Source organism: Paenibacillus hemerocallicola (assembly GCF_006265175.1).
Lineage (GTDB): Bacteria > Bacillota > Bacilli > Paenibacillales > NBRC-103111 > Paenibacillus_AB > Paenibacillus_AB hemerocallicola.
In genome coordinates, this window is record NZ_VDCQ01000005.1 from 93,167 (window position 1) to 110,421 (window position 17,255).

16 protein-coding genes are annotated in these 17,255 nt (G+C 53.7%); 13 read left to right on the forward strand and 3 right to left on the reverse strand.

Features of this window, described 5'->3' with window-relative positions; genetic code table 11:
- Positions 1 to 9: 9 nt before the first annotated feature.
- The 7 genes from FE784_RS05130 to FE784_RS05160 all read left to right on the forward strand — a co-directional run bounded on the left by FE784_RS05130 (position 10) and on the right by FE784_RS05160 (position 6,595).
- Positions 10 to 834, forward strand: a complete 825-nt coding sequence (locus tag FE784_RS05130) for a TlyA family RNA methyltransferase (protein WP_139601055.1) — start codon at positions 10 to 12, stop codon at positions 832 to 834.
- Positions 835 to 976: 142 nt separating this feature from the next.
- Positions 977 to 1,432, forward strand: a complete 456-nt coding sequence (locus FE784_RS05135; protein WP_139601056.1) for a hypothetical protein — start codon at positions 977 to 979, stop codon at positions 1,430 to 1,432.
- Between the two features lie 12 nt (positions 1,433 to 1,444).
- Positions 1,445 to 1,894 carry a transcriptional regulator AhrC/ArgR gene (ahrC, locus tag FE784_RS05140; protein ID WP_139601057.1) on the forward strand — a complete coding sequence of 150 codons (450 nt, stop codon included), beginning with the start codon at positions 1,445 to 1,447 and terminating at the stop codon, positions 1,892 to 1,894.
- 27 nt (positions 1,895 to 1,921) lie between these two features.
- Positions 1,922 to 3,640 carry a DNA repair protein RecN gene (recN, locus tag FE784_RS05145; RefSeq protein ID WP_139601058.1) on the forward strand — a complete coding sequence of 573 codons (1,719 nt, stop codon included), beginning with the start codon at positions 1,922 to 1,924 and terminating at the stop codon, positions 3,638 to 3,640.
- A gap of 150 nt (positions 3,641 to 3,790) precedes the next feature.
- On the forward strand, positions 3,791 to 5,092 hold the full coding sequence (gene spoIVB, locus FE784_RS05150) for a SpoIVB peptidase (RefSeq protein ID WP_139601197.1): 1,302 nt from the start codon (positions 3,791 to 3,793) through the stop codon (positions 5,090 to 5,092).
- Between the two features lie 191 nt (positions 5,093 to 5,283).
- On the forward strand, positions 5,284 to 6,078 hold the full coding sequence (spo0A, locus tag FE784_RS05155) for a sporulation transcription factor Spo0A (RefSeq protein WP_139601198.1): 795 nt from the start codon (positions 5,284 to 5,286) through the stop codon (positions 6,076 to 6,078).
- A 133-nt stretch (positions 6,079 to 6,211) separates the two neighbouring features.
- Positions 6,212 to 6,595, forward strand: coding sequence for a hypothetical protein (locus tag FE784_RS05160; RefSeq protein WP_139601059.1), 384 nt, complete (start codon positions 6,212 to 6,214; stop codon positions 6,593 to 6,595).
- A gap of 412 nt (positions 6,596 to 7,007) precedes the next feature.
- Here the strand turns inward: FE784_RS05160 and FE784_RS05165 are convergent, their stop codons facing one another.
- Entirely contained in the window at positions 7,008 to 9,956 is a 2,949-nt protein-coding gene (locus FE784_RS05165; protein WP_139601060.1) for a helix-turn-helix domain-containing protein, read from the reverse strand.
- Positions 9,957 to 10,164: 208 nt separating this feature from the next.
- On the opposite strand from FE784_RS05165, the gene FE784_RS05170 reads away from it, so the two are divergent.
- Both FE784_RS05170 and FE784_RS05175 read left to right on the forward strand, forming a co-directional pair.
- Positions 10,165 to 11,181, forward strand: coding sequence for a Gfo/Idh/MocA family protein (locus tag FE784_RS05170; RefSeq protein ID WP_139601061.1), 1,017 nt, complete (start codon positions 10,165 to 10,167; stop codon positions 11,179 to 11,181).
- A 21-nt stretch (positions 11,182 to 11,202) separates the two neighbouring features.
- Positions 11,203 to 12,252, forward strand: coding sequence for a Gfo/Idh/MocA family protein (locus tag FE784_RS05175; protein ID WP_139601062.1), 1,050 nt, complete (start codon positions 11,203 to 11,205; stop codon positions 12,250 to 12,252).
- Between the two features lie 109 nt (positions 12,253 to 12,361).
- Here FE784_RS05175 and FE784_RS05180 read toward each other — a convergent pair whose 3' ends face one another.
- The gene (locus FE784_RS05180; RefSeq protein WP_139601063.1) at positions 12,362 to 13,279 is read right to left on the reverse strand and encodes a peptidylprolyl isomerase; all 918 of its coding nucleotides are present in this window, start codon (positions 13,277 to 13,279) and stop codon (positions 12,362 to 12,364) included.
- A gap of 335 nt (positions 13,280 to 13,614) precedes the next feature.
- Between FE784_RS05180 and FE784_RS05185 the strand changes: the two genes are divergently transcribed.
- The 4 genes from FE784_RS05185 to FE784_RS05200 all read left to right on the forward strand — a co-directional run bounded on the left by FE784_RS05185 (position 13,615) and on the right by FE784_RS05200 (position 16,577).
- On the forward strand, positions 13,615 to 13,791 hold the full coding sequence (locus FE784_RS05185) for an aspartyl-phosphate phosphatase Spo0E family protein (protein WP_139601064.1): 177 nt from the start codon (positions 13,615 to 13,617) through the stop codon (positions 13,789 to 13,791).
- Positions 13,792 to 13,944: 153 nt separating this feature from the next.
- A complete protein-coding gene (steA, locus tag FE784_RS05190) occupies positions 13,945 to 15,000 on the forward strand; it encodes a putative cytokinetic ring protein SteA (RefSeq protein WP_139601065.1) in 1,056 nt (351 codons plus the stop codon).
- Between the two features lie 48 nt (positions 15,001 to 15,048).
- Complete coding sequence (locus FE784_RS05195; protein ID WP_139601066.1) at positions 15,049 to 15,747, forward strand: glycosyltransferase family 2 protein; 699 nt, start codon at positions 15,049 to 15,051, stop codon at positions 15,745 to 15,747.
- Positions 15,744 to 16,577 (forward strand): hypothetical protein, encoded by an 834-nt coding sequence (locus tag FE784_RS05200; RefSeq protein WP_139601067.1) that lies wholly within the window; start codon positions 15,744 to 15,746, stop codon positions 16,575 to 16,577. The genes FE784_RS05195 and FE784_RS05200 overlap by 4 nt, the downstream gene beginning before the upstream one ends.
- 353 nt (positions 16,578 to 16,930) lie before the next feature.
- Here FE784_RS05200 and FE784_RS05205 read toward each other — a convergent pair whose 3' ends face one another.
- On the reverse strand, positions 16,931 to 17,200 hold the full coding sequence (locus tag FE784_RS05205) for a DUF2627 domain-containing protein (RefSeq protein ID WP_139601068.1): 270 nt from the start codon (positions 17,198 to 17,200) through the stop codon (positions 16,931 to 16,933).
- Positions 17,201 to 17,255: the final 55 nt, after the last annotated feature.

Here is a 17,255-nt window from a genome sequence, read left to right on the forward strand (position 1 = left end):
GCGTCATTCATGTCTTCCAACAAAGAAAGGCTCGATATAATATTGGTCGAGCAGGCTTATTACGACAGCAGGGAAAAGGCGAAAGCCGCCATCATGGCCGGGCTCGTGTTCGTCGACGAGGAGCGGATCGACAAGGCCGGCACGAAAATTTCGCGGGATTCGCGAATCAGCGTCAAAGGCGCGGTTCATCCTTATGTCAGCCGCGGCGGCTTGAAGCTGGAGAAAGCGATCCGTACGTTTGGCATCGATCTGCACGGAGCCGTCATGGTCGACATTGGGGCGTCGACAGGAGGATTTACCGATTGTGCGCTGCAAAACGGCGCATCCTACGTGTACGCGATTGACGTTGGCTACAATCAGCTCGACTGGAGCTTGCGGAACGATCCCCGGGTGTGCGTGATGGAGCGCACCAATTTCCGATATACGCAGCCGGGCGATATTGCAGGACCGCTGCCGACTTTCGCTTCGATCGACGTTTCGTTTATTTCGTTGAAGCTCATTTTACCGCCTCTCCATTCCCTGCTGGCCGACGAAGGCCGAGCGGTGGCGTTGATCAAGCCCCAGTTCGAGGCGGGGAGAGAGAAGGTCGGCAAGTCCGGTGTCGTCCGCGATTCCGACGTCCACCTCGAAGTACTCCGGACGGTATTGCAGTTTGCGGCCGATACCGGCTTCGGCATTATGGGTCTGACGTATTCCCCGATCACCGGGGGAGAAGGCAATATCGAATTTCTGGTTTTGCTCGCCAAGAACGGAAATGATCCCGCCTCTTTATCCGTACAGGACCGGAATCTTCTTATCGAGGAAACGGTTGCCGCCGCTTCGGGGGCGTTTTGAACGATAGGCCGCCGGTATAAACCGACGGTCTTTTTGCCGATCCCCAGACTGGCCGAAACTCATCGAATCAGGTGAGTTTTTTACTCGTTCCGAAAGGATTTTCCGCCTGCCTCTAGAATGTTTCAACATGGAGGGATCGGCGATGCGAACCGGCGACACGTTTGTCGTACTGCTGCTGATCGTAGTCGCAATCGTATGGTTTTACGCTCGGGGACGACTATGGTACCATAAACCGAGACCATCGCTTGCGATTCCGCGTCAGGATGAAATATTCGTACCGTCCGAGGAGGCGGTCCGTCTGTTGAATACGCAAGGATACGAAATCGTGGCGGGCAAAACGAAGCTGCCCATAACGGTTACGCTGGATGAGCAGGAAATGGAGAGCCGGCTGTTCGTCGACGCTTTCGTGCTCAAGGATGACGAGATGTACATAGTCAAGCTGGCGAGAGAGCGGCAGCCGCTCGAGATGAGCGCGAGCGCCATCCGGGAAAGATTGTTGGTATTCAGTTTGTTATATCCGGAAGCGGCCGGAGTGTTGTATGTGGATCCGGAAATTCGTTCCATACGGAAAATTACGTTCGACGTCGAACGGAACTAACGGAGGTTGTCCATGAAAGCCCAGCGTCATTTCAAAATAAGGGAAATCATTACGAGCAAAGAAATCGAAACCCAGGACGTGCTGGTGGAAGAGATGCGCGGTTCCGGATTTCATGTAACCCAAGCGACGATTTCCCGCGATATTAAGGAAATGCACCTTATTAAAGTTCCGCTCGAGGATGGCCGCTACAAATATTCAATGCCGGCGGAGCAGAAGATGAACCCGCTTCCAAGGCTGAAACGGGCATTGGCCGATCATTTCGTGCATATCGATTTTACGGAAAATTTGGTTGTCATGAAATGTATGCCCGGCACGGCCAACACGCTCGGATCGCTGATCGACAGCCTGGAATGGACGGAAATAATGGGGACGATTTGCGGCGACGATACGATTTTGATTATTTGCCGAACGAAAAAGCAAAGCGCCGACGTCTTGAAACAATTTTTGGAAATGCTCGGATAACCCATGCGAAACCGGGGAGGGTAAATCATGATTACGGAATTGACGATTCGCAACTTGGCCGTCATCGAACATGTAACCGTTTCGTTTCGAAACGGTTTTTCGGTATTGACGGGGGAAACGGGTGCGGGCAAATCGATTATCATTGACGCGCTCAGTCTGATTGCGGGCGGACGCGGATCGGCGGAGCTGATCCGCTATGGCTGCGAGAAAGCGGAGATCGAGGCTCAGTTCGATATCCCGCCAGGCCACCCGGCATACGAGGCGCTTGCGAAAATCGGTATCGAAACGGTCGGCGACGAGCATCTGATTATCCGCCGCGAAGTATCATCCCAGGGCAAGAGCACGAGCCGGATCAACGGGCAGCTCGTCAATTTGACGATGCTCCGCGAAGTAGGCGAATGGCTGGTCAATATTCACGGACAGCACGAGCATCAGTCGCTGATGAAGACGGAAGCCCACCTTCATTGGCTCGATTTGTTCGATTCGGAGCGGATCGTTCCGGTACGTCTGCAATATGAGCAGTCGTACGACCGGTATACCGAGCTGAGGAAGGAGCTTCGCCATTTGGAGGAAACGAGCAAGCAAGCGCTGCAGATGGCCGACCTGTACCGGTTTCAAATCGAGGAAATTGGGGCCGCATCGTTAAAAATCGGCGAAGATGAATCGTTATCGGAAGAAAAGCGCAAACTATCTAATGCGGAAAAGCTTTTTCAGAACGTAGCGGACTCATACGACGTTTTATACGGATCGAAGGGGTTATCGGCAATCGCGAAAGCGATACAACGGGTCGGCGACGTCGCAGGCGTCGATTCTGCCAAGCTGAATCCGCTGCTGGAGCAAATGCAGTCGGCTTATTACCAATTGGAAGACGCCGCATTCCAACTGCGCGATTACCGGGACGGAATCGAATTCAACCCCGCGAGGCTGGAGCAAATCGAAGACCGGCTTAGTTTAATCGGATCGCTTAGACGCAAATACGGCGACGATGTCGGGGAAATGATCGCTTATGCGCAACGGATTCAGCAGGAGCTGCTGCTGATCGAGAACAAGGACGAAACGATCAAACGGATCGAACGGGATCTCGAACGCGAGAAGGAAGCGCTTATTGGCGTCGGCTCGAAGCTGTCTAAGCTGCGCCAGGACGCGGCCAAACTGTTGGCCAAAGGAATCGAAGCCGAGCTTAAGGCACTCCATATGGAACGGACCCGCTTTGACGTCAGCTTTCGTCGAAGCGATGACCTGGATGCCGGGGGTACGGCTCATTTGTCGCGAAACGGGCTGGACGAAGCCGAGTTTCTTATTTCCCCCAATCCCGGTGAACCGCTTCGGCCTTTGGCGAAAATTGCATCAGGCGGAGAAATGTCGCGCATAATGCTGGCGATGAAATCGATTTTTGCCCGGGTGGATCGAATACCCGTGCTCGTTTTTGACGAGGTGGATACCGGGGTGAGCGGACGTGCGGCTCAAGCGATCGCCGAGAAAATGTCGGAGCTGTCGCGGTTTTGCCAAGTATTCTCGATTACCCATCTGCCCCAAGTGGCATGCATGGCGGATTCGCACTATTTAATCCAAAAAACGGTTCAAGGCGACCGTACGTTTACTTCCGTAGAAGACGTGCGCGATTCGGATCGGGTACGGGAGCTCGCCCGCATGCTGGGCGGCGTAGAGGTTACAGAAACGACAATGAATCACGCCCGCGAAATGATCGAGCTGGCCGATGAAAAGAAAATGAACACCAGTGCGTGAAAAATACCCCTAGCAGTGGCATCATTTTCAGTTATAAAACGGTTGGGGCACGGTTACCTTATAGGTACGCGAACGGCGAAAACGCCCAGTCAGGCAGCTATGCGTAAAGGAGCGTGACCAGAGTTGACCACCGACAAAAGGAAAAGATTGATGGGTCTTATTCTCGTCTTCTTCGTTTGTTTAGGTTGTATTTCCACTCCTTTTCAAAGCTTCGCATCGTTTCCCAACGAATTGAGGTTGTTTACGGGTCAAGGCAAAGAGCTTCATTTATCGATGCCGGTGCATGCGCAAGTAACGGTCGATCCCAATGTCGTCAAAGTAAACGGCAATTCCCGGCATTCGTTCCAAGTCGATCTGAATGAGCCCATATCGCTGGAATCGGCCCAAAGCGGGGAGACGGAGCTGCAGCTGCGGTTGTTCGGCAAAATCCCGCTCAAGACGGTTAAAGTCAATGTCGTGCCCGATCTGAAGGTCATTCCGGGCGGGCAAACGATCGGCGTCAAAATCAAATCGGACGGGATTATGATCGTAGGCCATCATCTGGTGAACGTGGCGGACAACAAGAAAGCATCGCCCGGCGAAGAAGCGAAAATCCAAGTCGGCGACTTGATTCAGGAAATCGACGGCACCTACATCAACGACGTCTCGAAGGTCGCCGAAATCGTCAAGAAAGCAGGGGAGCAATCCAGATCGCTGTCGCTGAAAATACGCCGCAATGATACTCATATTCGGGCGGAAATCAAACCGGCCTACGATACGTTGGATAAAGCGTACCGTCTCGGTCTCTACATCCGCGATTCCGCCGCCGGCGTCGGAACGTTAACCTTCTATGCCCCCGATCAAGGCGTATACGGAGCGTTAGGCCATGTGATTACGGACATGGATACGCAGACGCCGATTTCCGTCGGGGAAGGTCAGATCGTCCACTCCAACGTCACCTCGATCGCCAAAAGCCAAAACGGCGAGCCGGGCGAAAAACGCGCAAACTTTTTCAACGAAAGCAAAGTGCTGGGCAATATCGAAAAAAATACCGCGTTCGGCATATTCGGCAAAATGTTCGCTTCTCCGGAGCACAGCTTGGTGAAAGAGGCCCTTCCCGTCGCTTTTGCCGAAGAAGTCAAGGAAGGCCCGGCCCAAATTTATACGGTCGTATCGGGGCAGAAGGTCGAAAAATTCGATATCGAGGTTACGCATGTGTCCAAGCAGGAGTTTCCGGCAACGAAAGGGATGGTCATTAAAATAACCGATCCCCGCTTGCTGGATAAAACGGGAGGCATCGTTCAGGGCATGAGCGGAAGTCCGATTATCCAGAACGGAAAGATGATCGGTGCCGTTACGCACGTGTTCGTCAACGACCCGACCTCCGGTTACGGATGCTTTATCGAGTGGATGCTGCAGGATGCCGGCGTTGTCATTAGTCCGAATGGAGCAAAAAATCTTAAGGCCGGATAAGGGCCTTAAGATTTTTTTACCTTTTTGTCGAACTATAAGAGAAAATAAAGAAAAATTTCATTATAGATGATTTTTCGAAAAAATAAAAGAAAAAAATTTTTCGACAGAAGGAAATTGATCTGCCTTGTCGAAAATATTTAGTAGTGGAATAAAACCATCACATTTTACAACAATTGAAGGAGGATATGATGTTGCAAAAGATCGAAGTGTTATTGGCCGATGACAACCGGGAATTTACTAACCTGCTTTCCGAATTTATCTCCGAGCAAGACGATATGGTGGTGGCCGGCGTCGCATATAACGGGAATGAAGTGCTCTCTTATATCGAGCTCAACAATAAAGCCCCGGACGTGCTCATTCTCGATATCATCATGCCGCATCTCGACGGGCTTGGCGTGCTGGAGAAGCTGCGCGAGATGAATTTGAACCCGCAGCCGAAAATCATCATGCTGACCGCGTTCGGTCAAGAAAACATCACGCAAAAAGCGGTCCAGCTGGGCGCCTCCTATTACATATTAAAACCTTTCGATATGGAAATTTTGACGAATCGGATTCGTCAGCTTGTCACCAATACGAGTCCGATGACTTCCCATATCTCGATGAAGCCGAATGTCGTACCGATTACGAAGGGCAGAAATCTCGACGCGAACATCACGAGCATCATTCACGAAATCGGAGTGCCCGCGCATATTAAAGGGTATCAATATTTGCGGGAAGCGATTACGATGGTGTACAACAATATCGAAATATTGGGAGCCATTACGAAAACGCTCTATCCGGCCATTGCCGACAAATACAAAACGACCCCCAGCCGTGTCGAGCGCGCCATCCGCCACGCGATCGAAGTCGCTTGGACGCGCGGCAATATCGACAGCATCAGCCACCTGTTCGGCTACACGATCAACATCAGCAAGTCGAAGCCGACCAATAGCGAGTTCATCGCGATGGTGGCGGACAAGCTGAGGATCGAGCATAAAGTGTCGTGAAAGGGTAAGGAGTTTTAGAACACAATAAAATGCCGCTAATTTACTGGTTCCTTAAAAACCTTTAAAGGAGCGGCATTTTTTACTATTCTAGTCGGGACTCGCACAGCGGAGCAATGGATTGAGGAGGTGTGTCATGGACACTACTGCCAAGATTATTATTGCACTTGTCGTATTATCCATCCTCACAGCTTCCATTACGATGGTCAGAGCAATGAAGCTCATCCGCTCGAATAAAGCGGAATTGAACAAACGGAAACAAATATTGACGAACGGGATCGACGCTCGGGCGACGATCAACTCGATCCGGCAAACGAACTCGAGACTTGACGAACAGCCGGTCGTATTGCTCGATTTGACTTTGACCAAAGAAAACGGCGAAATCGTAAATGCGGTAATCAGAACCGCCATTCCGGTCGTCCATATTCCGGATTTCCAAAAAGGCAAACAGATTGGAGTGAAATATATGGTAAAAGACAATCAGCTGCTGGTTGAACCCGTAGACTCCTATTTGCCGTAAACGTTAAAAACGACGACAACATGATCCGTATACGAGTTTGGGGAGGACGTGACAAGGCGTTGCCTTTATATAACGGCATTGGATTCCGCTATTGTCTCGATTTTCGCTACACTCCTGAATATAACGGCACATGCTTCCGTTATTTCGAGCTCACGGTGTGAAAAGAGGTGCTTGACAGCGGAATAGAGGAATCGTTTTCCTTTATTTTGCTGACGGCACTGCTTTTCGGTGCAATAGCATACGCAATTTCCGCTATTGTCTCGATAAGCGGTATCGCGAACGAAGGATTGGGTGCCAATCGTTCAACGATCGCGCGTGGCGTGTACTTCTGTAGGCGAAATATGCTGCTGTCGTAGAATACCGCAAAATCATCATGCGACATGGACCGATGATTTTGCGGCTTTTTGGTTTGTCATTCCTTTTTGTTGCGGAAATGGATCGGTGCTTGCCCCCAATAGTGGCTGTAGACGCGAGAGAAATGACTGGCATCCTGAAATCCGCTCGCCGCCGCTGCTTCATATACTTTCATGCCGGATTCGAGCAACGCTTTGGCCCGCTGCATCCGCTGCTGAAGCACGTAATCGGAGAAGGGGAGACCGATCTCCTTCTTGAACAGACGGCTCAAATAAACGGGATGGATCCCGCCCCGGTCGGCAGCCTCCTGCAAAGACAGCTTCTTGTGAAGCTCCCGCTGCACAAGGGCGACGGTCTCGCGAATAATCGGATGCCTTACCGACTCGACCGTTCTCTTCGCCGCGGAAATCACTTCTCCCGCCAATTGAAGCAGCAGCGAGAAGCCCTGCTCCGGAGCCCGGATGTCCGCGTGCGACAGAGGGTTGGCAATGTCGGAACCGAAGCCGTCGTCAAAGCTCCAGCCTCGACGTTCCGCATGGCGGATTAACAGCAGACAACCGTCGAGCAGGTGCGTCCGCCAATGGTCGGAGGGCGAGCCGGAGACGTTCATTTTGCCGTTCCACCATGAGGTTAAGGCGGCTTCAACTTCGGCCAGGACGCAGGTGTCCAACGCGATATGGAGCCATTGGACGGAATCGTCGCGGGTCTCGTCCGTGCCTCTTCCTGAAAGCGGCAGCGATTCGGCGCTGTCTTGCTTTTGCACGTTCGACTGTTCCGGCTCCGGGGAACGATAGCCGATTTCGATCCGGAGCGGCTCTCCGTCGTTCGGTGCTTCCTCGGCAAACAGCCGGAGCGTGCCTGCGGTCCGATCGAATTTCCAACCGGTCAGAGGATTTCTTCGAGCGGAGCTCGGCGTTTGCTCCAAGCTCCGTTCTCCACCAAGATGAACCGCCGCCGGTTTTTCGTCAGTATGCACGATCACCTCGTAGCCGCGATGCTGCGGCATACCCACATAAGTTCCTCCGCGCCGCCAAATACGAATCTCGATCCGATCTCCGACTGCCTCGCATCGTATGCGGGTAGTCGATACCCGACCATCCTCATATTCGAAGCTGACGCCGTCATCCTCGCGCAGTACGGTCTCGTTAAATCCATGCGGATAAACGTGCAGCACGATCCGTTCCGCGCTTGTTTGACCGATAAAGTCCATATCCGGCCGCATCGGTATAATCGCTCCCGCACGTACGAAAAGCGGACCGCCCGCATGCTCGGGCACCTTGTAATCGATCGCAGCCGGACCTTCGAAGCGATCTCCCGTCCAATAGTCGATCCAAACGCCTTTCGGCAAATAGACGAGGTTGGTGAAAACGGCCACAAGCAATTCCGCGCCAAGCATGTATTGGCTGCTCAAGCGGCGGCAATTCGGGTCGTCCGGAAAGGCGAGCGGCATCGCCCTGGCAATGGGCATACCCGTCAGCGAAGCCGTATGCGCGGTCGAATACAAGTAGGGCAACAGTCTGTAGCGCAGACGCGCATACAAGCGGAACAGCCCGCGCTGCTTTTCTTCCAGAAAGCACGGATGGCGGAAATGTCTGCCGGAATTGTTTTGCGCCCAAGGCAGCAAAAAACCGGCATGAATGCCTTCCGGCTCGTCTACGTGCATATGAATCGCCGTATGCACATGGCCGGATAAACCGGAATTTAGCGCGGAAATGACGGCTGTCGACCGCAAACCGTATTTTCCGCATTCGGTGGCGGTAAACTGCTGCATGCCGGTATAGCCGACCACGGCGTGAATCATCGGCCGTTTGCCGGTTTTTGCGCGGTAGCCCTCGTACATTTGCTTGCCGAGCAAAATCGGATACAGGTTATGCAGCTCGTTATCCGACATTCCGTTGGCGTAGCGCCGGTCGGGATGCGGAATCGTCTGATTTTGACTCGGAACTTTGAACGCGTCGACGCCGTCGTCGATAAAGGCGAGCAATTGGTCGAACCATGCTTTTTCCGTTTCCCCGCCCGATGACGACGAAGGAAGGTCTGCCGGCCGTCCCTCCAAGGCGGTAACGTCATGATCGCACGAAAGCAATAGACTGAGCTTGAAGCCGTGCCTGTGCAGCGTATCGATGAACGCGGACGATTCGCTGCCCGGGTCGGATGAAATAACGAGGCGGCGTGTATCCCCGGGTCCGCTTCCGGAGCCGTCCGGAACCGCGGCCGTCCAGCCGTCCGACAGGCCGATCAGATCGCATGGAATCCCCTCTTGACGGAACTTCAGAGCATCCTCCACAATTTGCCTGCCGCCCGATTCCACGCTGCAAAAATAATGAAGGCCGTACGCCCACATCGGCAGCAGTCGAGGTTTACCGGCTATATCGGTATAACGGTTCATCAGTTGTTCATAGCCGTTTCCGCAAATAAGATAAAAATCGAGCTCGCCTTCCGGACCGGAGATCAGAATACGATCCTTGCTCTCCTTCCCGATGTCGATGGAATGCTTCCAAGAAGTATTCATCAAGACGGCCCAACCCCGGCTGCTCATGAGGAACGGAACCGGGGAATGGAAATTGGTCCCGGCGACCCACATATCCGCCTTCTGGCCTCGCCGATCGATCCGGTCGGGAGCCACGTCCCCGAGTCCGTATATCGCTTCTTCTTCGAGAAGGGCCAACCGCATGCCGAAGCCGGCCGAAGCCGAGGACCATGGAGCCTCGGTCGTGCAAACGCAGGCGTTCCCGTCGCTATCGTTCCAGCGAAATTGTCCGTCCGTCGATTCGACGCACAGTTTTGCCGCTTCGGTATGCACGGAGATCGTATTTCCGTCGCGTTCAGTCGAGTACGGAACGCGATCGCGGGGCTGGCCGACAACGCCATAACGGACTAGAGCCGGTTCGGGAAATAATCCGGTATCGTTCAGCCGGATCCGGTATGTATGAGGGGCTACGGGATTTATGAGCATCCAACCGCCCTGATCCAATTCGAACAAAAAGCCGTTTGCTTGCCGACTCATCGGCTTCACCCCCGTCTCTCCCCATCATATCATGCTAGGTCGAAGGAGGATATAAGTAAAGGTTATGAACCGTCATGAATCGATCGATAAAAGGTTTACAATAGCAAAGAAAATGTCATTTCGGTTACGTATACGGTCGACGCCCTTTTTGTTATTCTGTAGTACGAAAGCAGCAAAACATACGGAAAATGCGGGGAGACGGTAGCGAATGTCTTATCGGTTTGGGGTTGTCGGTTGTCGTCACGGACACATTCAAAGCTTTATCGCGGATATGCTGGACAGGGGGCATACTTGCGCCGGAATATATGATCCCGAAGATTGGAAGCTTGCGCGCCAATATGCGGAACGTTTCAACATTCCGATCGTAGAGCGTGCGGAGGAATTGTTGAATCGTAACGTACATATTGTCGGATCCTCGGCGGTCAACAATGAGAAAATCGATCTGATCGAAGCTTGCGAACGGAACGGCCAACATCTACTGCTCGACAAGCCGGCCGTTACCGACCGGTCCGGACTTCAGCGGCTCGAAGCCGTCGTCCGGCGCGGCGCGATTCAGATCGGAATGATGCTGCCGAAGCGATTCTGGGGCTACTTGACCGCATTGAAAAGGGAAATCGAGTCGGGCGCTTTGGGGCAGCTCGTTACGATTTATATTAGCAGTCCCCACAAGCTGATGCCCGCTTCGCGCGATGCGTGGCATTTCTCCAAAGAGCGCAACGGCGGAGTGCTCATCGACCTGCTTATTCACGATATGGACTTGCTGCGCTGGCTGACGGGCCAAGAGATCGTGATGACGCAAAGCGTCATGTCGAAAACCATTTTGCCCGAATACCCCGATTTTTACGATGCCGCATGCGTGCAGGTCGTGATGGGAGACGGCACCTCGGCCCAGCTGTATGCGGATTGGCATACGCCGGCGAACAACAAGGACGGGCGCTACAGCCGCATCGTCATCGCGGGGACGGAAGGGTATGCGGAGTACGGAGTTTGTTACGATCCGGCAGAAGGGAAAGAAAAGACGCGGCTGCGCATCACGCGCGGCGACGGACCGGATCAAGGCGGGATTTATTTGCAGCCGGATGCGGATTCGTCTACGGCATTGAGCGATTTTCTTGATCGCGTGGAAGGCAAACCGGGCTCGTTTACGCACCAGGACATCGTAGCGGCCAGCAGGGCGACGATCGAAGCGGACGAGCAGGCGGTTATACGGAATCGTTTTGCATAAATTGAAGGGGGATATCACGATATGAACAAGAAACGGGACAAATCGAACGTAGGGGCGGCCGTCATCGGACTCGGACGCGGCCGTGCACACATCGAAGCGCTTATCCGGGCGGAGGGCGCAGAGCTGTTGGCGGTTTGCGACAAAAACAAGGAAACGGCGGAACGGTTCGCCGCCAAGTATGAGGTCGACGCCTATACCGATCTCGGAGAAATGCTGAAGCGCGACGACATCGATCTCGTTCACGTCTGCACTCCGAGCGGCCTTCATACCGAGATGCTGCTGCAAATCGCCGAAGCGGGCAAGCATGCGATTACGGAGAAGCCGCTCGATATAACGCTTGAACGGATCGACCGCGCCATCGAAGCGTTCGCCACGCGGCAGCTGCAGCTCGGATGCATTTTCCAAATCCGGCTGATGCCCGCCGTACTTGAGATGAAGCAGGCCATCGACGCCGGACGTCTGGGCAAGCCGATGTTGGCGAACGCGCAAGTCAAATGGTTCCGAACCCAGGAATATTATGACCAGAACGGCGGCTGGAGAGGCACGTGGGCATGGGACGGCGGCGGATCGCTGATGAATCAGGCTGTTCATACGATCGATTTGCTACAATGGATGATGGGTCCGGTCCAATCCGTAGTCGGTCATACGCAGGTGAGTGCGCATCGGATCGAAACGGAGGATTTGGGCGTGGCGCTGGTCAAGTTCAGGAACGGGGCGCTTGCTACGATCGTAGGCACGACGGCGGCTTATCCGGGGTTTGGCACCTCGCTCGAAATTTTTGGTACGGACGGCGGAATCGCGATGAAGGACAACCTGATTACGGAGTGGAAAATACGAGGAGACGATATGGCGGCGGAAGAGGCGGATATGCGGCGGAAGTTCGGAGACGACAAAGCCGCTCCGCCGGCGGACACGACCTATGTGCAAATTCAGGATATGATCGATGCCGTGCGCAATAATCGGGCCCCTCTCATTACCGGCAGAGAAGGACGCGATGCTGTAGAAATCGTGCTGGCCATATACGAATCCGCCCGTGCGGGGAAAGAAATTGAATTGCCGTTAAAATCTTAACCCGTTCATGCAAAAGCCGCTTCCCCGACATGGAGGAAACGGCTTTTATTTAAGTCGCGGAAATGGACGGGATTCCACCTGACACTCATCCATGGAAATGTCTCAATGGTCAAACGTCTTGCAATGTGTTCGTAACGTTCGCTTTACCAGCTACTTCTTGCATCCAGGTGTTGGACAGCTCTTGAACCTCTTGCATGACCAGCGTTTCCCTTATTTCGTTCTTTTTCTCCTCAAAGGTCGGCGTCACGGCCGCTTTCTTATCCGTAACCTTAATAATATGGAACCCGTGCTCCGTTTGTACGACGTTGCTTATTTGGCCGACGGGGAGGGTGAAAGCGGCGTCCTCGAATTCCTTTACCATTTTTCCCTTCGCGAAGTAGCTCAAGTCTCCGCCGTTGTCCTTCGACCCCGGATCGATCGATTTCTCCTTGGCCAATTGGGCAAAGTCGGCGCCCGTATTCAACTGGGCCAATATCGCTTCCGATTCCTCTTTGGTCGAAACCAAAATGTGCGATGCCTTCACTTGCTCCGGTGTTGCCAGCATCTCTTTGTTTTCGTCATAATATTTCTTCATTTCCTCTTCGGTGACGTCTGTCTTCGGCTCGAGCAGCTTGCGCAGGCGCACCTGCATCGGCATCTGCTTCTTCAGCTCGTCCTTGGTCATGCCGTACTGCATGAGCATCATGTCGAATTCCTCGTCCGAAGATAAAGACAAGCTTTTCTTGAACGAGTCCAGCTCTTTATTCAGGTCGGCATCGGTTACTTGGACACCGGCTTTATCCGCTTCCTGCTTGACCAGTTCTTCGTTGATCAAATTGTTCAACACTTGCGCGCCGCCGTTGCGGATCAGTTCGTCGAACAGCTGCTGCTTGCCGATCTCGACTCCGTTCACGGTCGCGACAACGGTATCTTTTGGTTCTCCGCCTTTCGTAAAGGCAAATACGGATACTCCCGCAAGCAGTACGAACAGGACGATGGAAATCCCCATCCATAGCTTGTTCGTACTACTGGATTTTCTTGATTTCATGCGTATGAACCCCTTTCTATTGGACGAAAATGATGGGTGACGGCCGTTTTTCCCACTATATCAAAAACTACCGGGCGGAACCTTAATTTCAGATAAAAGTTGGGGAATGCCCGGGCAATTACGGGAATGGTGTCGTGATGAAAGGATACGACTCGAAACACGCCCTTGTTAATGGCCGGATTAAGCGGAATGCTGGACGATCGTGTCCGATGTTCACAAAAAATTGAAAAGTGCGTGACAAGAAGTGACAAACACCGACGGGCGGATCGTATTATAATGATTTCTAGAATAAAAACGACATGAAAAGATCAAATACGAAAGAGGAATGAAAACACATGAACGCGGTATTGTTGGAAGAAGCTGAGACAATTGAGCAGCTTCGCGGGGATTTGGTGGCGCTAGCCATGGAGAAAGGCACCTTTGCGGACGACACCGTGCTGGAGATGAGCCAGCAGTTGGACGAATTTTTGGTCCAGTTCATCAAACTGCAGCAAGAGTGCAATAAGTACTGAAAATCGTATACAGGTTTATAACCGGACATGATTCCGGAAAGCATCCCTCCGCTATAAAGAAGCGGGGGGTTTTTCTCATTTGCGCATGACGACCGTCCAAATTGTCCAGACTAATACCGAACGACACAATGTATTCGCTGCGGAGGGACCGGTATGGTGGCAAAAAGCGCGAGGCCGATAGCCGATATCGAAGGTACCGTTCGATCCGATTCCAATACGAAGCAGCTGCTCCGTTCCGTCCGGCCGGAAGAGATCGCCTTGATCCGTCATGCCGATTTGGATGCGCCCGCCGCGGAAGGTCTGCTGCAAGCGGGCGTGAAAGCGATTGTAAATGCTGCAAGGACGATGACGGGCACATTTCCGCATGCAGGGCCGTTATGCTTGCTGCAAGCCGGAATTCCCATATTCGAAATCGGCGAAGAGCATTTCGGCGACATTCAGGATGGTGAAAAAGTTCAGTTTAGCGAAGGGTTGCTCCTAAGCCGAAATATAGCCGTTCCGTACAAGGAGTTCGGCTATGAAGAACTGCACGGGGCGAATCGGACGGCGGAATGGAATTTTGGACATACGCTGCTCGACTTTGCGGAAAACACGCTTCGTTATGCGATGGACGAACTGGATATGCTGCGAAAGCCTCTTGCGATCCCGCCTCTTCGCAAAAAGATCGGAACGAAGCCTGTCGTTATCGTTTCCCGGGGAAAAGGCTACAAGGCGGATTTGTCCGCATTGCGCGATTACATAATGGCAATGAAGCCGGTGCTGGTCGGGGTTGACGGCGGGGCCGACGCGTTGATTAATCAAGGCTATAAGCCGGATATAATCATTGGCGACATGGATAGCGTCACGGACGAGACGCTTCATAGCGGGGCTCAGCTGCTCGTCCACGCTTATATGGACGGCAAAGCTCCCGGACTGGAACGGCTTCGGCGCCTCGGACTGCCCTGCGATACGATAGCCGCGCCGGGGACGAGCGAGGATGTCGCGATGCGGATCGCTTTCGAGCAGGACGCCGTGACGATCGTTATCGTAGGGTCGCACAGCCAGCCGGTCGATTTTTTGGAGAAAGGTCGGGCGGGCATGGCCAGCACGCTGCTTGTCCGCATGATGATCGGACACAAGCTGGTCGATGCGAAAGGGGCGAGCTTGTGGCAGCAGCCCAAAAAGCCGCTGCTGCACATGATACCCGGACTGCAGCTATCCGGCAACTGATAAAGGATCCGCCGGATACGCGGATGAAGCGGAAGAAGGAGCGAGAAGATGGGAACAACGGTATCGATTATCGTCCCCGCTTGGAACGAAGAACGGAGAATCGGCGCAACCTTGGAGGCACTTCACCGGATCCGGGGCGAATCTGCCTCCCCGCTATGGACGGAGTTGATCGTCGTCGATGACGGGAGCACGGACAAGACCGCCGACGAAGCCGCCCGCTGGGCGACTGTCGTCATCGAGCATACCCGCCGGCTGGGCAAAGGCGCTGCGCTGCGTTCCGGCTGGACGCGGGCGAGCGGGGATGTGGTCTTGTTCGTGGATGCCGATCTGGAGCATTCCGCCGTACATTTGGCCGGACTGCTGGAGCCGGTTTTGAACGGAGACGCGGATATGGCGATAGCGCGATTTTCCGCTCCGTCTGCGCGCGGAGGCTTCGGTATCGTAAAACGGTTCGCCGGCGGCGGTATATTCAAGCTGACGGGTCTCCGATTCGAAGCCCCTTTGTCGGGGCAGCGTGCGGTTAGAAGCCAACTTCTCCGTCAAGTCGGCCGGCTGCCCGAAGGGTTCGGCATCGAGGTCGGTTTGACGATTGATGCGGCCCGCTTGGGTTACCGCATTTGCGAAATTCCTTTGCCGCTCCATCACCGCGAAACCGGAAAATCGCTGCCCGGTTTTTGGCACCGCGGCAATCAGCTGCTCGCTGTCGGGAAGACGATGCTGTACAGATGGATGAGGCCCGTTCCATGATCATCCCGTTTTTGTCGATCGTCTGCCTGTATCTGTTGGGCCGGTTGGCGCTTCCCGCGGTTGTTCGCTTTTTGCGGCAGCACGGTTTGGTGTCCTCGAACTACGCAGGCGATATTATTCCTGTCGGAACCGGCGTCGTCTTGATCATCTTGTTCGCCGCGTTTTATACGGGCTTGGAGTTGACGGCTTCGATAGGTCGTACGCCGGCGGCGGATACGATCGCTCGCGGTCCTATGGCCGCGTTCCTGCTCGTATTCGCGGTCGGGTGGCTGGATGATTCCGTAGGGGACCGCACGGTGAAAGGACTCGGAGGACATTGGCGAAAATGGCGGGATACCCGGACTTTGTCCACGGGAGTCGTCAAAGCGGCCGTAATCGTAGTCGCCGCGTTATGGATCGTTTTGCGCGAGAGCGGCAATTTTGCGGAATCGCTGGTCGATTGGATAACGATCGTATTGTCGGCCAATGCGCTGAATTTGTTGGATGTACGGCCGGGGCGGGCATGGAAAGGATTCTATATCGGGGCGGCAATCCTGATAGCGGCGAGTGCGGACTGGACCCGCTGCGTATGGCTTCTGCCGAGCATAGCCGGGGGATTGGCCCTTATGCCCGGCGATTTGAAGGGAAAGCATATGCTGGGGGATTGCGGCTCCAACCTGCTCGGGTTCGTCTTGGGCTGCACAATGGCGATCGCCGCTCCCGTCTGGCTGCAGGCGACAGGGCTTTTCATGCTGGCCGCCATGCACCGGACAGCGGAAAGAAGCTCGATCACGGCATGGATCGAGCGGCATAAGTGGGTCCGTTGGCTGGACAGGTTCGGCCGCGCCTAGACGGTACCTGCATGAGTCTGATTTCCGTTGCTTGATAGGAAGGGAACTATAAGTTCCTCTATTGCCGGGTAAAATGCGACAGAACAGTACAAACGGAACTATTTGTTCCTCTATTCGAGCAAAACGACCTTCAGACGGCCATATAACTGTGAATAAAGGAACTAATCCTTCCTCCACGCCCCATTTTAGCGGCTCTCTGAAGGAATAGCGGAACTTTTTATTCCGCTTGCCTGGTCAGACCGTCTACGGGCTCATTATATGCGCCAATCCATACTAATCCGACATCTGGAGGTTATCAGTACCAAGGCTGACGGTTTTAATGTGATTTTGGCGCAATCCGTGCCGAATTCATACTAGGACCGCTTTTTTTTTGCGCGGAAACGGGGAGCGACATAATTGCGCTTGCGGTCGCGGAAAAAAATCCAACCGCCGATGAATGCGACACCGGCCGCGAACAAGACGAAGCCGAGCAGCATTTTGCCCCATAAAATATGCGGATTCTCGTCCTCCGGCCCGAATTGCGCGAACAGGGCGTCTTTCATGGCAAGAAAGCCGTAGGTCGCGGCGGCTCCGGGTATAATGAGCAGCAGAATGGCGACGAACCGCTGGAATTTGTCTTTCATGAAGCGGACCTCTCTTTACCTAGTAGTAGTCATTCTTCTATCTTATCTCGAATCC

Bases quoted from the DNA above. Each gene is read 5' to 3' on its own strand.
- FE784_RS05180 (WP_139601063.1), bottom strand. From the start codon at position 13,279: ATGAAATCAAGAAAATCCAGTAGTACGAACAAGCTATGGATGGGGATT.
- FE784_RS05195 (WP_139601066.1), top strand. From the start codon at position 15,049: ATGGGAACAACGGTATCGATTATCGTCCCCGCTTGGAACGAAGAACGG.
- FE784_RS05200 (WP_139601067.1), top strand. From the start codon at position 15,744: ATGATCATCCCGTTTTTGTCGATCGTCTGCCTGTATCTGTTGGGCCGG.
- FE784_RS05205 (WP_139601068.1), bottom strand. From the start codon at position 17,200: ATGAAAGACAAATTCCAGCGGTTCGTCGCCATTCTGCTGCTCATTATA.
- FE784_RS05165 (WP_139601060.1), bottom strand. From the start codon at position 9,956: ATGAGTCGGCAAGCAAACGGCTTTTTGTTCGAATTGGATCAGGGCGGT.
- steA (WP_139601065.1), top strand. From the start codon at position 13,945: ATGGTGGCAAAAAGCGCGAGGCCGATAGCCGATATCGAAGGTACCGTT.
- FE784_RS05170 (WP_139601061.1), top strand. From the start codon at position 10,165: ATGTCTTATCGGTTTGGGGTTGTCGGTTGTCGTCACGGACACATTCAA.
- spoIVB (WP_139601197.1), top strand. From the start codon at position 3,791: ATGGGTCTTATTCTCGTCTTCTTCGTTTGTTTAGGTTGTATTTCCACT.
- FE784_RS05160 (WP_139601059.1), top strand. From the start codon at position 6,212: ATGGACACTACTGCCAAGATTATTATTGCACTTGTCGTATTATCCATC.
- ahrC (WP_139601057.1), top strand. From the start codon at position 1,445: ATGAAAGCCCAGCGTCATTTCAAAATAAGGGAAATCATTACGAGCAAA.
- FE784_RS05185 (WP_139601064.1), top strand. From the start codon at position 13,615: ATGAACGCGGTATTGTTGGAAGAAGCTGAGACAATTGAGCAGCTTCGC.
- recN (WP_139601058.1), top strand. From the start codon at position 1,922: ATGATTACGGAATTGACGATTCGCAACTTGGCCGTCATCGAACATGTA.
- FE784_RS05130 (WP_139601055.1), top strand. From the start codon at position 10: ATGTCTTCCAACAAAGAAAGGCTCGATATAATATTGGTCGAGCAGGCT.
- FE784_RS05175 (WP_139601062.1), top strand. From the start codon at position 11,203: ATGAACAAGAAACGGGACAAATCGAACGTAGGGGCGGCCGTCATCGGA.
- FE784_RS05135 (WP_139601056.1), top strand. From the start codon at position 977: ATGCGAACCGGCGACACGTTTGTCGTACTGCTGCTGATCGTAGTCGCA.